This window comes from Kurthia sp. Dielmo, assembly GCF_000307285.2.
Taxonomy (GTDB): domain Bacteria; phylum Bacillota; class Bacilli; order Bacillales_A; family Planococcaceae; genus Kurthia; species Kurthia populi.
In genome coordinates, this window is the sequence record NZ_HE578963.1 from 55,362 (window position 1) to 68,095 (window position 12,734).

The 12,734-nt window shown below is 40.8% G+C and carries 15 protein-coding genes and 1 riboswitch; of the genes, 13 read left to right on the forward strand and 2 right to left on the reverse strand.

What is annotated here, in order from left to right; all coding sequences use genetic code 11:
* Nucleotides 1-12 precede the first annotated feature (12 nt).
* Nucleotides 13-156: riboswitch (cyclic di-AMP (ydaO/yuaA leader) on the forward strand.
* Nucleotides 157-234: 78 nt separating this feature from the next.
* The 3 genes from KTHG_RS17910 (at nt 235) to KTHG_RS17920 (ending at nt 3,304) form a co-directional block, all read left to right on the forward strand.
* A complete protein-coding gene (locus KTHG_RS17910) occupies nt 235-2,061 on the forward strand; it encodes an APC family permease (RefSeq protein WP_139995694.1) in 1,827 nt (608 codons plus the stop codon).
* Between the two features lie 77 nt (nt 2,062-2,138).
* Complete coding sequence (locus KTHG_RS17915; protein WP_126991482.1) at nt 2,139-2,324, forward strand: hypothetical protein; 186 nt, start codon at nt 2,139-2,141, stop codon at nt 2,322-2,324.
* 86 nt (nt 2,325-2,410) lie between these two features.
* Nucleotides 2,411-3,304: a DMT family transporter gene (locus KTHG_RS17920; protein ID WP_139995696.1), complete on the forward strand. Its 894-nt coding sequence runs from the start codon at nt 2,411-2,413 to the stop codon at nt 3,302-3,304.
* A 12-nt stretch (nt 3,305-3,316) separates the two neighbouring features.
* Here KTHG_RS17920 and KTHG_RS17925 read toward each other — a convergent pair whose 3' ends face one another.
* Nucleotides 3,317-3,757: a GNAT family N-acetyltransferase gene (locus tag KTHG_RS17925; RefSeq protein ID WP_139995698.1), complete on the reverse strand. Its 441-nt coding sequence runs from the start codon at nt 3,755-3,757 to the stop codon at nt 3,317-3,319.
* Nucleotides 3,758-3,882: 125 nt separating this feature from the next.
* Between KTHG_RS17925 and KTHG_RS17930 the strand changes: the two genes are divergently transcribed.
* The 5 genes from KTHG_RS17930 to KTHG_RS17950 all read left to right on the forward strand — a co-directional run bounded on the left by KTHG_RS17930 (nt 3,883) and on the right by KTHG_RS17950 (nt 9,197).
* Nucleotides 3,883-4,812 carry a 1,4-dihydroxy-2-naphthoate polyprenyltransferase gene (locus KTHG_RS17930; protein WP_139995700.1) on the forward strand — a complete coding sequence of 310 codons (930 nt, stop codon included), beginning with the start codon at nt 3,883-3,885 and terminating at the stop codon, nt 4,810-4,812.
* 113 nt (nt 4,813-4,925) lie between these two features.
* Nucleotides 4,926-6,269, forward strand: a complete 1,344-nt coding sequence (locus KTHG_RS17935; RefSeq protein WP_139995702.1) for an MATE family efflux transporter — start codon at nt 4,926-4,928, stop codon at nt 6,267-6,269.
* Between the two features lie 67 nt (nt 6,270-6,336).
* Nucleotides 6,337-7,170, forward strand: a complete 834-nt coding sequence (locus KTHG_RS17940; RefSeq protein ID WP_139995704.1) for a putative RNA methyltransferase — start codon at nt 6,337-6,339, stop codon at nt 7,168-7,170.
* Between the two features lie 171 nt (nt 7,171-7,341).
* Complete coding sequence (locus KTHG_RS17945) at nt 7,342-8,673, forward strand: FAD-dependent oxidoreductase (protein ID WP_139995706.1); 1,332 nt, start codon at nt 7,342-7,344, stop codon at nt 8,671-8,673.
* A gap of 11 nt (nt 8,674-8,684) precedes the next feature.
* On the forward strand, nt 8,685-9,197 hold the full coding sequence (locus KTHG_RS17950; protein WP_139995708.1) for a GNAT family N-acetyltransferase: 513 nt from the start codon (nt 8,685-8,687) through the stop codon (nt 9,195-9,197).
* Between the two features lie 15 nt (nt 9,198-9,212).
* Here KTHG_RS17950 and KTHG_RS17955 read toward each other — a convergent pair whose 3' ends face one another.
* Nucleotides 9,213-9,704 carry a VanZ family protein gene (locus tag KTHG_RS17955; RefSeq protein WP_255512500.1) on the reverse strand — a complete coding sequence of 164 codons (492 nt, stop codon included), beginning with the start codon at nt 9,702-9,704 and terminating at the stop codon, nt 9,213-9,215.
* 149 nt (nt 9,705-9,853) lie between these two features.
* Between KTHG_RS17955 and KTHG_RS17960 the strand changes: the two genes are divergently transcribed.
* The 5 genes from KTHG_RS17960 (at nt 9,854) to lepB (ending at nt 12,720) form a co-directional block, all read left to right on the forward strand.
* On the forward strand, nt 9,854-10,045 hold the full coding sequence (locus tag KTHG_RS17960; protein ID WP_126991474.1) for a hypothetical protein: 192 nt from the start codon (nt 9,854-9,856) through the stop codon (nt 10,043-10,045).
* Between the two features lie 95 nt (nt 10,046-10,140).
* On the forward strand, nt 10,141-10,656 hold the full coding sequence (locus KTHG_RS17965) for a DUF2179 domain-containing protein (RefSeq protein ID WP_126991473.1): 516 nt from the start codon (nt 10,141-10,143) through the stop codon (nt 10,654-10,656).
* Between the two features lie 395 nt (nt 10,657-11,051).
* Nucleotides 11,052-11,654, forward strand: a complete 603-nt coding sequence (locus KTHG_RS17970) for a lysophospholipid acyltransferase family protein (RefSeq protein ID WP_126991472.1) — start codon at nt 11,052-11,054, stop codon at nt 11,652-11,654.
* Nucleotides 11,655-11,744: 90 nt separating this feature from the next.
* Nucleotides 11,745-12,032: a helix-turn-helix domain-containing protein gene (locus KTHG_RS17975; RefSeq protein ID WP_126991471.1), complete on the forward strand. Its 288-nt coding sequence runs from the start codon at nt 11,745-11,747 to the stop codon at nt 12,030-12,032.
* A 145-nt stretch (nt 12,033-12,177) separates the two neighbouring features.
* On the forward strand, nt 12,178-12,720 hold the full coding sequence (gene lepB, locus KTHG_RS17980) for a signal peptidase I (RefSeq protein WP_126991470.1): 543 nt from the start codon (nt 12,178-12,180) through the stop codon (nt 12,718-12,720).
* The last annotated feature ends 14 nt before the right edge of the window (nt 12,721-12,734 follow it).

Here is a 12,734-nt window from a genome sequence, read left to right on the forward strand (position 1 = left end):
CAATAAAATATCGTTTCTAAATCGCTGAAGTGAAAACGCGGGGGAACCAATCGTTACGAAGTCTTGTACTTCTTGGGGTGAATCCACATTGTGGTAAGGCTAACTCTTATGGCCTGAATCCGACAGCTAACCTCGTAAGCGTTATAAGGAGATGGCAACTCCTTTATTTGGTGTTGCCTTTTTTCGTTCAATCAAGCGCTTAGGGACACATTCTAATTAAAGAAGGTGTTGAATATGCTGATGTCATTAAAGCGTATTTTTATTGGAAGACCATTGAAATCAACAGAATTAAGTGAAAAGCGTTTGTCCAAAACAAAAGCATTGGCGATTTTATCATCGGATGCCTTGTCATCGGTGGCGTATGGTCCGGAGCAAATACTTATTGTGTTAGTAGCGGTTAGTGCAGCCGCACTCTGGTATTCACTGCCGATTGCGATGGGTGTTGTTGTTTTATTAGCGGCGCTTATTTTATCGTACCGCCAAGTGATCCATGCGTATCCACAAGGCGGAGGCGCATATATTGTATCAAAAGAAAATCTAGGGTTGAATGCAGGGCTTATTGCCGGTGGGGCTTTGCTTGTTGATTATATGTTGACGGTGGCAGTAAGTGTATCTGCTGGTGCCGATGCGATTACGTCGGCATTTCCAAGCTTACAGCCGTATAACTTAGAGCTATCCATTGTATTTGTCATTGTATTAATGGTATTGAATTTACGAGGAATTACAGAGTCTGCAACGGTGCTTGCGTATCCGGTTTATTTATTTATCGGTGCGATGTTTATCATGCTTATTATGGGCTTATTTCATGTCGCAACTGGGCAAGTAGAGCAGGTGCATACGTCGATTGGGACGCCGGTCGCTGGCATTTCCTTATTTCTATTGTTAAAGGCATTTGCATCTGGAAGCTCTGCTCTAACGGGGGTCGAGGCGATTTCAAATTCTGTACCGAATTTCCGTAAAGCGGAAGCGGTGAACGCCACGAAAACATTAGTGATGATGGGGCTGTTATTAGCGGCGATGTTTTCAGGAATTGTCTATTTGTCATTTGTATATGGCCTCATACCGCAACCAACCAATACGATTGTGTCTCAATTAGCAGAGGCAATTGTCGGGCATGGTATGTTCTATTATGTTATTCAAGCTGTGACAGCATTGATTTTAATTTTAGCAGCCAATACAGGATTTTCAGCATTTCCGATGCTAGCGGTAAGTTTATCAAAGGATAATTATTTACCGCGTATGTTACAGATGCGCGGCGACCGACTTGGATATTCCAATGGGATTTTAATGCTTGGCATTGGTGCCATTATTCTGCTACTTGTTTTTAACGGCCAGACGACCAACCTCATTCCGTTGTATGCGGTTGGCGTATTTATTCCATTTACATTGGCACAGACAGGGATGTTTATGAAATGGCTACGGGAGCGCCCAAAAGGCTTTGGTGTAAAAATGACGATTAATTTCATTGGGGCACTGATTTCATTTACAGTAGCGATGATTTTCTTTATAACGAAATTCACGCATGTTTGGCCGGTGCTCGTATTTTTACCACTGATGGTATTTATTTTTTATAAAATTCATCAGCATTATGCGCAGGTACATGAAGCAATGAAGCTACAGCATGTCATTGATATTAAGCAGGGTAATATTTTTATTTTGCCAGTAGCGAGTATGACAAGTACAGTGGAGCATTCGCTAAACTATGCAAAGTCATTGAACCCAGATCAAATTATTGCGGTGCATGTCAGCTTTGAAAAGGACGATTGTAAACAATTTGAGGAGCAGTGGAAAAACTGGCAGCCGGATACACGCATCATCACGCTGTATTCACCGTATCGTACGCTATTGCAGCCGATGACACGGGTCATTGACCGCATCCAAAAAATTGCGAAATATAAGGATGCGCAGCTATCGATTGTGATTCCACAGTTTTTACCGAATAAGCGCTGGCAATATGCCTTACACAATCAAACGGGGATATTTTTGCGGACGTATCTGTTATATAGAAAGGACGTCGCAATTATTACTGTTCCACATCACGTAGGTTTAAAAAGAAAATAACAGGGAATATAGTATTTATCGGGCAATAGAAAAGTAGGTCTATTTCCTATGAAAAAAGTTAAGGGAGTGAAAGAGATATGAGACTACTAATGTTTTATGGAGGCTTAGTGCTTTTATTAATAGGGATTACACATCCACTAGGTTTCGTACAATCAACGGCAGTGGAGTATACTCTTTACGCCGGTATTATCGTATTCGCAATCGGTATTTTATTATTACCGGGTAAAAGTGAAGCCGATAGTATATTTAATAAAAATCGATAATAAATGAAGGCTATGCTGAAAAGGCATAGTCTTTTTTTGTGCCAAACGGTATCATAAAAAGAATCATATAAGGAAGGACTAGGGATATGAATAAGAGTGCAGCTTTACAAATGGTTGTTTCAATGGCGCTTTTTGGCTCCATTGGCTTTTTCACGCGTCAGACAGGGGTGAGTGCCGAGGCACTTGTTTTTATTCGTTGTATTTGTGCGACACTTTTTTTAGGTGGGCTATGGCTACTACTTGGCTATGCGAAGCGCGAGGTATGGCAACGTCGAGAAGTGATTCGCACGCTTGTTTGTGGTGTGTTTCTCGTATTGAACTGGGTGTTTTTATTTAAAGCATTCGAAGCCATGTCGATTTCAGCGGCGATTTCGATTTATAATTTAGCGCCGATTTTTGTGCTGATTATGGGGACGCTTTTTTTAGGCGAACGTATAAATATTCAGTCGGTACTAGCGGTTGCTGTATGCTTTTTAGGAAGTTTATTCGTTGTGGGGATTGAGCAATTTAAATCTGTGGATAACTTTTTAAATTCCGGTTTTATTTGGGCGATTTTATCAGCGGTTTGCTATGCGATGACGATGTTTATCGGGAAAAATATTCAACAGCTGAGCTCGTATGCGACGACCTTTTTGCAAACGATTGTTGGTATTTTTATGCTTGCACCAATTGTATCGATGGCAGAGTTTTCGGGGCTGTCGACGACAAATTGGCTTTATATTTTAGGGATGGGCTTTATACATACGGGGTTTGTGTATTATTTATTTTTTAATAGTTTACGCAAGCTACCAGCACTTGTGACATCGGCGCTCGTGTTTGTTGATCCACTTGTGGCGATTTTATTAGATGTAGTCATTTTGAATTTCCGCCCAAGCTGGCTTCAATTACTCGGTATTGCCTTTATTTTTGGTGGCATTATTTATACATTGCTAAAACCCGTGCCACAAGCTGCTGTGGATAACAAAAGCGACCTCGCATAAGGTCGCTTTTTGTTAGAGCGCTTTTATCATTAAGACATGCTCGATACCGGCATCTAAAAAGACATCGGATTTTACCTCGTAGCCAAGCTTTTCATAGAAGCCAATCGCATGAACTTGTGCATCGAGTTTTGCCTTTGTGGCACCTTGTGCGGCAGCTAATTTTTCAAGCGCTAAAATAATGATGCGACCAATGCCATATTGTCTAAATGGTTTTACAACGGCTACACGCTGAATTTTACCGTATTCATCGACTAAGCGTACGCGCCCTGTGCCAACTGCCTGGCCCTCGTCATTTTCGATTAAGAGATGCGTACAGTCGCTATCAATGACATCAAATGCATCGATTTCCTCGTCGATTGGCACATGCTGCTCGTCAACAAAGACCTCTTTTCGAATGGCAAATGAACGCGCTAAATCAGCGTCGTTTGTAATGGGAATCGGTGTTAATTTCATGGAAATGCCTCCTTTTCTATGCAATGTGTATTTATTATACGAAAAAATGAGGAGGACTGCTTTGGCAACGCTTAAAAAATACGTTACTATTATAGAGTTAGACAAATTTGAAAGGAAGTTGTGATATGGGTCAACCAATGCAACAACCAATCGAAGATATTAGCACAGCGAAATTAATGTGGCAGTTAACACGTCCGCATACATTAACAGCGACATTTTCTCCTGTTATTTTAGGGACGGCGCTAGCGCTTTTTGATACGAAAATCGATTGGCTTTTATTTATCGCGATGCTTGTATGTTGCTTATGCTTACAAATCGCGACAAACTTATTTAATGAATACTATGACTTTAAGCGCGGTTTAGATACAGCGGATTCTGTAGGAATTGGTGGCGCCCTTGTGCGTCATGGTACAAAGCCATCAACGGTGCTTGCGTTTGCACTTGTACTGTATGCGATTGCCATGGCAATTGGCGTCTACATTTGTATGGCGAGTAGCTGGTGGCTAGTTGTTATCGGCTTAATCGGGATGGCGGTCGGCTACTTATACACAGGTGGACCGTACCCAATTGCGTACACACCATTTGGCGAATTATTCGCCGGTCTGTGCATGGGGATTGGCTTTATTTTAATTGCCTACTTCATCCAAACAGGTACGGTGAGCATGACGAGCTTTTTAGTATCTGTGCCACTAGGAATTTTAGTTGGTGCCATTAATATGTCGAATAATATTCGTGATATTAAAGAGGATACGATTGGTGGCCGTAAAACACTAGCGATTTTATTAGGTCGTGATAAAGCGATTACAGTACTTGCGATTAGCTTTATCATCTCGTATTTATGGATTATCGGCTTAGTTATTTTAGGTGAAGTGAGCCCGTGGTTATTAATCGTCTTACTATGTGTGCCAAAACCAATTGCGGCCATTAAGAATTTCCGCGAGGGTGAAGGCGTACCACAAAAGCAAGGCTTAGCTATGAAATCAACAGCGATGACCAATACATTTTTCGGTTTCTTATTATCGATTGGTTTAATTATCGCCTATTTAATGAAATAAAAAGTCAGGGAGTGCTTCGCGGCGCTTCCTGTTTTTTTATGGAGTTTTGCTATACCGCTTTTTGAAAAATTATGCTATGATACATCAGTTATTATGAAAAAAGGAGGCACTTTATGGAAACGATGAAAGAAAAGTTGAATTTGTTTTCACTAACATGGCCCATCTTTTTAGAGATGCTGTTATTTACGCTGATGGGTATTGTCGATACGCTAATGCTAAGTAAGCTAGCAGATGAAGCAGTGGCCGGTGTTGGGACAGCCAATCAGTTTATTCATGTGACGATTTTAATTATGGAAGTCATCGGCAATGGTGCTTCTATCGTAGTGGCGCAGTATATCGGATCACGTCGTTTAAATGAGGTACCGAAGATTACCGCTGTTGCGATTTTCATGAATTTAGTGTTCGGCTTAGCTTTAAGTATTCTATTTGTGCTGTTTTCAAAACAGATGATGATCGCGATGAATTTACATGGCGATGTACTAATGTATGCGGAGCAGTATTTAATTATTATTGGTGGTGGGATTTTCCTACAGGCATTAATTAATGCGACGGCTGCCATCGTTCGTGTCCATAGCTTCACGAAGCAGGCGATGTACGTGTCACTTGGCATGAATATCGTGCATATCATTTTAAATTATGTGCTGATTTTCGGTAAGTTTGGTGCGCCAGAGCTAGGTGTGCAAGGGGCGGCGATTTCTTCTGTCATTAGTCGTGGACTGGCACTTATTGTGTTCTTCTGGCTATTGTACCGCGTGCTTGAAGTGAAAATTAAATGGCGTGATTATGTGGCGCTACCGATGGCGTACATTAAGAAGATTTTCAAAATCGGTATTCCGGCGGCGCTTGAGCAAGTATTGTATCAAACTTGCCAAATTTTATTAATGTATTTCGTAACGTATATTAGCGCGGAGGCACTAGCTGCACGTCAGTACGCATATAATATTTCGATGTTTACGTATTTATTCGCGATGGCGATTGGTGCGGGGACGGCGATTATTGTCGGGCGCTATGTCGGCGCTGGGCGAAAGGACGAGGCGTATGATCAGGTGTGGCGTAGTGTCCGCTGGGCAATGGGCTTCACACTCGTCATGGTCGCTGTAGTCATTATTTTCCGTGAACCGTTTATGCGTATTTTTACAGACAATGAAGAGGTCGTGAAAATTGGTGCGAGTGTATTAGTGCTCAGTATTTTACTGGAGACAGGTCGTACGGTGAACATTACGATTATTAATACATTGCGTGCGGCAGGGGATGCGACATTCCCGCTCATGCTAGGGATTGTATCGATGCTATGCATGAGTGTGCCGCTTGGTTACTTCCTTGTATTCCATTTGGATATGGGCTTACCAGGTATTTGGCTTGCGATTGCGGCGGATGAATGGTTCCGCGCGATTGTTGTTATGATTCGCTGGAAAAGCAGGAAATGGGAGCGCCATATTCTCGTGTCACCAAAATAGCATGGTATACTAAAAGAAAAAAATGCGGAGGCCAAAATTGAGCCTCCTTTTTATATGAGGTGTTTTTGTGGGACTAACAAAAAAACAACGTGCGGCGAACTATTTCGCACAGCATCGTGCGCTACTACAATGTCCGATTTGTCATGAGGCGATGATGGTAGAGGAAAATGGAACAGTGCGCTGCGAGGAGAATCATTCATTTGATATGGCGAAGCAGGGCTATGTCAACATGATGACGCATCCAGCAACATCGATGTACGATAAATCATTATTTGAGGCGCGTAAGGAAGTCATTGATAGCGATTTATACCGCGCTGTCTACAACGTGATTTTAGCAGAGCTAGACGGAGATGTGGCGATTCTTGATACGGGCTGCGGTGAGGGCTCGCATTTAGCGAAATTAAAGGAGAGCTACGCATCTAGCATGGTGGCATCAGGGATTGATATTGCTAAAGAAGGCATCGTGCAGGCGGCGAAAAACTACGCAGATATGATGTGGGTAGTTGGCGACCTAGCGAAAAGTCCGTATGCGGAAAATGCCTTTGATGTCATTTTGAATTTCTTATCACCAGCAAATTACGAAGAGTTTAAGCGTATTTTAAAACCGAACGGGAAGGTTATTAAAATCGTGCCACAGGCGGGTTATTTACGTGAATTACGTGCGCTATTTTTTGCGGATTCAGAGAAGGAATCGTATTCGAATGATAAGACAGTTGCACGCTTTAGTGAAAACTTTGACGACGTGCGCGTACAGCGCGTGACGACGACATTGCCGATTCGCAGTGAGCTTGTACCGTTACTTGCGCATATGACGCCCATGGGCTGGCATCAAGAGCAGCAAATTGAAGCGGGTATGCTAACGGAGATTACGATTGATGTAGATGTACTAATCGGGCAATAAGAAAAGGGACTTTGACCGACGTGTAAAAACAACCGGAATCGCGCTGTGGTGCGGTTCCGGGTTTTCGTTGCGAACGCTAAAAAAGGAAAATGACATGTTTTGTCCTAGTCTCTTTTTTGTATCGTTTTGAATTAGGAATGACGGGGAAAAGACTGAGTGAGGTGAACGGATATGAAATATGTAATTGTTGGAGGCGATGCGGCTGGAATGAGTGCCGCAATGGAAATTTATCGCCATGATAAGGAAGCAAAAATCACAACGTTAGATAAGGGGCAACATTATTCGTATGGACAATGTGGGCTACCTTATGTGTTAGATGGACGCGTGCCAAATGCCGAGGATGTTGTACATAAAACGGCGGCACAGTTTAATGAAAAGTATGGCATTGACGCACGCACAGGTCATTGTGTGACGAAGGTTGATTGTATTGAGCGCGTTGTATACGGCTATAAAACGGATACGAATGAGCCATTTGAAGAAAGCTATGACCGTCTATTAATTGCAACAGGTGCAGAGCCACGCAAAGCGCTTGATGATGCAGACTATCCATTAGAGGGCATCTATTATTTTAAAACAATTCCACATACGAATGATGTGAAGGCAAAAATGGCGGATGTCGAGCATGTCACGATTATTGGCGGTGGCTATATCGCGCTTGAGCTTGCGGAAACATTTACGAATGCTGGTAAAAAAGTACGCATGATTTTACGTGGCAAGCAAGTCGCAAGCTTCTTAGAGTATTCATTTGCTGAAAAAATTCATACGGAACTAAAAGAAAAAGGCGTCGAAGTTATTTTTAATGAAAAGCTGCTTGGCTACGAGGGAGAGGATCATGTGACGGCGGTACGCACCGAGCATGCAAGCTACCCGACAGATATTGTCGTTGAGGCGGTAGGTGTTGAGCCGAATACAGCATTCCTAGAAGATAGTGGCATTTATACATTGAAAAATGGGGCGGTATTGGTGAACCCTCATTTAGAGACAAGCATGCAGTACGTTTATGCGGCAGGAGATTGTGCGTCCCATTATCATAATGTGAAAAGTAAAAATGACTACATCCCGCTCGGTACAACGGCGAATAAACAAGGACGTCTAGCAGGCTTAAATATGGCAGGTATTCCTGATGAGTTCCGAGGGATTGTGGGCACATCGATTTTAAAATGCTTTGATTTACAAATTGGGAAGACCGGCTTAAATGAGCTTGAAGTGCAAAAAGCAGGTTACCAATATGAAACATATACACATGAAGCGGGGAATCATGCAGGTTATTACCCGGGTGTTGAGGCCTTGACGCTGAAAATTATTTGGCGTAAACGTACGCAGGAGCTACTTGGTATGCAAATTATCGGCAAGGAAGGCGTCGATAAGCGCCTAGATGTTTTTGCGACAGCTCTTCAGCAGCGTATGACGTTACGTGATTTATTAGATTTAGATTTATCGTATGCGCCACCATTTAACTCTGTCTGGGATCCCATTCAACAATTAGCAAAACGACAATTTTAAGAGGTGATACGATGACAATGGAAATTCGATTGCTAGAAGAAAGTGACGCGAAAGCATACTGGGCACTGCGTAAAGAGGCATTAAAGCAGGATCCTGGAGCTTTCGGTGAAACGTATACAGAAGCGACAAGTCATGATAATCCGGTCGAGCGTGTCGAAAAGACGATTAAAAAAGATCATGAACATATTTTTGGAGCCTTTATCAATGGGCGGTTATTAGGTGTAGCTACTTTGACACTTGAAACAGCGATTAAAACGAAGCATCGCGGTTATATCGGCTCGGTCTATGTGTCACCAGATGCACGTGGTAACGGTGCAGGCGCCGCAATTATGAAAGAAATTATTAATTGGTCGCGCGAGCATGCGGAATTAGAAAAGCTTGACCTTGGCGTTTTCACAAGCAATGAGCCGGCATTTGAGCTTTATAAAAAACTTGGCTTTGAAGTGGTGGGCATTGATAAAAAGTCTATTCGTGATGAAGACGGGGAATTTATTGATGAATATTTAATGACCTACTTATTATAGAAAAAAGGAGACGAGCTACTGAGCTGTCTCCTTTTTTGTAGGTGATTTTTTAACTTTGCGTGCAATGAGCACAAAAATCGTTAGCCATAAAATCCCGCCAAATGTATCAAGAAATACATCTTGCATCGAAGCAGTACGCCCAGATGTAAAATGTTGATGAAGTTCATCAATACAAGCAAAAAAGAAGGTTACGACAAGTGATAGTACGTAGCGCAGACGTCGTTTAGGAAGCGCAATATAAACCGCAATGGCAATCGCGCCAAATGCTGTAATATGTGCAAACTTACGTACAAGAAATTCTAAAAAGTAATAATAGCCACGTGTCTCAACGGAAATATCCATGCCGTAATACGGAATATGAATACGTGATAATATGCTATTAAGTGGTTCGCCAGGTAACCATTTCATCAAATCAGGTACAATACTTTGTTGTTGGTAGGGTGTAGCTGATGAAATGAAAATAATAATAATCAAGACGATTAATGGTAAAAATTTTATAAAACGCAAAACATCAGCGCCTTTCTGTTAATCCTTAATAATTTACCATAAAAAGATGTCAATTGCATGACAACAATAGCTCAAATAAATAAAGTATTTAGACATTTCATATAATAAATGATAGTATTGGCGATAATAAACAATGAGGAGGAACATGAATGAATCGATTACCAGCCTATTTAATTTGTATTGTGATTGGTTGTTTAAGCATCACATTTGGCATGACGCGCGTGCTTCCTCCTCATATCCAATGGGCGTGTTTAATTGGTGGTATTTTACTAAATATTATTTCCGTCATTTTACTGTACTTTTTCTTGCAAAAGCAAGATGTCAAAAAACGCATATCTTAAATTAAAAAAAGTCTCACACATACTATGTGGAGGCTTTTTTTTATGCGTAAATACATCCGAGGAGGGAATAGAAATGAGGTAAGGAGGTGCATCCCATGTTAGAAACAGTTATTTTAATTATCATCATTAATGTCACATATATGACGCTGACAACACTACGTCTAATTATGGTAATTAAGGGATATACAAAGGTTGCCTCCATTTTATCGATGGTTGAAGTATTTGTGTATTTAATCGGTCTGACAATGGTGCTTGATGAAATCTCAAATCCATGGAATATGGCCGCGTACTGCTTCGGTTGGGGACTTGGTGTCTACGTCGGTAGCCTGATTGAACGCCGTCTAGCGCTTGGCTATGTATTATTTGAAATCATTGTCGATGCCGCTGAGTTTGAAATCGTTTCGCAACTTCGTGAACGAGGATATGGTGTCACATCTTGGTTTGCGGACGGTAAGGACGGGCGTAAATTATGTATGACCGTTATCGCAAAACGAAAAAACGAAAAGAAACTGCGCGCGGCGATTTTACAAATGTGGCCGAAAGCATTTATCGTATCGTACGAGCCAAATAAATTAAATGGTGGCTTTCTCGCGAAGCAAATGAGGGGCTAAATGCACAAAACGATAACATGACTATGTTATCGTTTTTTCCATGTCAGGAGGACATATAGTTGTTACTGCAGTTTTTCTAGAAACGAAATTTATCTTTTTATGTCATAAATAGGGAGTGGAAAATTGGATTATTTATGTCAAAAATTGCTCTTTTAAACGTAAATTTTTTGAAAAAACAAAATAATTTAAAGATTTTATCTAAATAGGGCTTTAATTTTTTGAAAATTCATTTACAATATTTACATATAGGAAGATAAAAGCCGACGATTCAATGCGAAGTTTTTGTATTTTTGTCACATCAATTTGTCCACAGGTAGTTGACGAGTTGGTGGAAAAAGGTCACGATACAAAGTGGGACGGATTGGTCCGAAATTTTGTAAAGGCTGGAGATAAAAATGTATAAACGAGTAGCAAGGTTTGTAATTTGGTTTTTAGGATTATTTAACAAAGTAAAGGTTTATAACAAGAATAATTTACCGACAGAGGGCGGCTATATTATCGCTTGTACGCATACAGGTTGGATTGATATTTTGAATCTAGGTGTTTCTATTTATCCAACGCCAATTCATTTCATGGCGAAAAAACAACTTTTTGATATTAAGGGGCTTGGCTGGTTTATCGGGAAAATGAATGCTTTTCCAGTTGATCGCGATAATCCAGGTCCAAGTGTAATTAAAGTACCGCGTCAGCTTTTAAAAGAAGGCAAGGTGGTAGGGATTTTTCCAAGTGGCACGCGAAATGCCGAGGGAGATTCTTTGAAACAAGGGACAATTACAATCGCGCAATTAGCCAAGGCGCCAGTAGTTCCCGCAGCATATATCGGCCCGAACAATCCGAAAGATGTCTTCAAGCGTCAAAAGGGATATTTAATTTTCGGAGAGCCTTTTTATGTAGAGGCGAAGGGTAAAGAAGGTCGCGATGAATATACTCACCGCTTAGAACAGACAATTGACGAGCTTCGACAAGAATTACAACGAAAAATTGCTGCTGAGAAATAGTCAACCGCAAAGGGGATACTACATGCGATAAACTATTTTTGGGAATGCTGCTACTTGCAAATTCATACAAAATTAGGAGTGGTGGATTCGATGGTAACAGTTAACATTTTAGAAAATACAGAACAAGGTAAGGCCGTACATGAAAAATCAGCAGTAGAGTTAATGGCAGAACACCGTAGCCAAATTATTTTCAAAAAACGCATGAATGTAGGCTTAACACAGTCTGAGCTTGCAGAAAAAGCGAATGTTACTCAAAAAACAGTTAGCCGCATCGAACGTGGAGATACAAAGGTCCGCGAAACAACATTACAAAAAGTTTATGAAGTTTTAGGCATCACAGAACAACATCTAGAGGATCTAAAACAATACATAAACTAATAGGGGTTTACGTATAAAATAGGAGTGATTAGGTGAAGGGAACCTAGTTGCTCCTTTTTTTGTCTAATGTACTGTCGTGAATAGCGCAATTTTAAAAAGAATGGCATAATATTGAAGAATTCATAAAATTAAAGGTGATGAGAAAATGGAAGCAAAGCAAAGTAAATCAAAAGAGCTTTTATCATGGGTCGTACCAATTCTTGTAGCGGTTGTTATTGCATTTGTTGTACGCCAATTTTTACTAGCACCCGTAACCGTAAAAGGTGAATCGATGGAGCCAACCTATCATAATAATGATCGTGTCATGATTTTAAAGCCAGGTGGTCTTGATTATGATGACGTCATCGTATTCCAATCTCCTGTAGAAGATGATCATTATATTAAACGTATTATCGGCTTACCAGGCGATAACGTCGAAGTGAAAGATGAAAAACTTTACGTAAATGGTAAAGAAGTAAAACAAGATTATATTAAAGAAGCAGCTGCACAATATGAAAAAGAGACAGGTCTTAAATATACAGAGGACTTCACAATGCAAGAAGTAACTGGTAAAACAGAAGTACCGAAAGATTCTTATTTCGTATTAGGTGATAATCGCCCAAATAGTAGCGATGGGCGTGCGTATGGCTTTATTACAAAAGATGCAGTGGATGGGAAAGTATTATTCCGCTACTGGCCTTGGAACTAACAAATAAATGGGTT

Excerpts from the sequence above, each read along its gene's own strand:
- KTHG_RS17910 (WP_139995694.1), top strand. The coding sequence starts at position 235 with ATGCTGATGTCATTAAAGCGTATTTTTATTGGAAGACCATTGAAATCA.
- KTHG_RS17915 (WP_126991482.1), top strand. The coding sequence starts at position 2,139 with ATGAGACTACTAATGTTTTATGGAGGCTTAGTGCTTTTATTAATAGGG.
- KTHG_RS17920 (WP_139995696.1), top strand. The coding sequence starts at position 2,411 with ATGAATAAGAGTGCAGCTTTACAAATGGTTGTTTCAATGGCGCTTTTT.
- KTHG_RS17925 (WP_139995698.1), bottom strand. The coding sequence starts at position 3,757 with ATGAAATTAACACCGATTCCCATTACAAACGACGCTGATTTAGCGCGT.
- KTHG_RS17930 (WP_139995700.1), top strand. The coding sequence starts at position 3,883 with ATGGGTCAACCAATGCAACAACCAATCGAAGATATTAGCACAGCGAAA.
- KTHG_RS17935 (WP_139995702.1), top strand. The coding sequence starts at position 4,926 with ATGGAAACGATGAAAGAAAAGTTGAATTTGTTTTCACTAACATGGCCC.
- KTHG_RS17945 (WP_139995706.1), top strand. The coding sequence starts at position 7,342 with ATGAAATATGTAATTGTTGGAGGCGATGCGGCTGGAATGAGTGCCGCA.
- KTHG_RS17950 (WP_139995708.1), top strand. The coding sequence starts at position 8,685 with ATGACAATGGAAATTCGATTGCTAGAAGAAAGTGACGCGAAAGCATAC.
- KTHG_RS17960 (WP_126991474.1), top strand. The coding sequence starts at position 9,854 with ATGAATCGATTACCAGCCTATTTAATTTGTATTGTGATTGGTTGTTTA.
- KTHG_RS17965 (WP_126991473.1), top strand. The coding sequence starts at position 10,141 with ATGTTAGAAACAGTTATTTTAATTATCATCATTAATGTCACATATATG.
- KTHG_RS17970 (WP_126991472.1), top strand. The coding sequence starts at position 11,052 with ATGTATAAACGAGTAGCAAGGTTTGTAATTTGGTTTTTAGGATTATTT.
- KTHG_RS17975 (WP_126991471.1), top strand. The coding sequence starts at position 11,745 with ATGGTAACAGTTAACATTTTAGAAAATACAGAACAAGGTAAGGCCGTA.
- lepB (WP_126991470.1), top strand. The coding sequence starts at position 12,178 with ATGGAAGCAAAGCAAAGTAAATCAAAAGAGCTTTTATCATGGGTCGTA.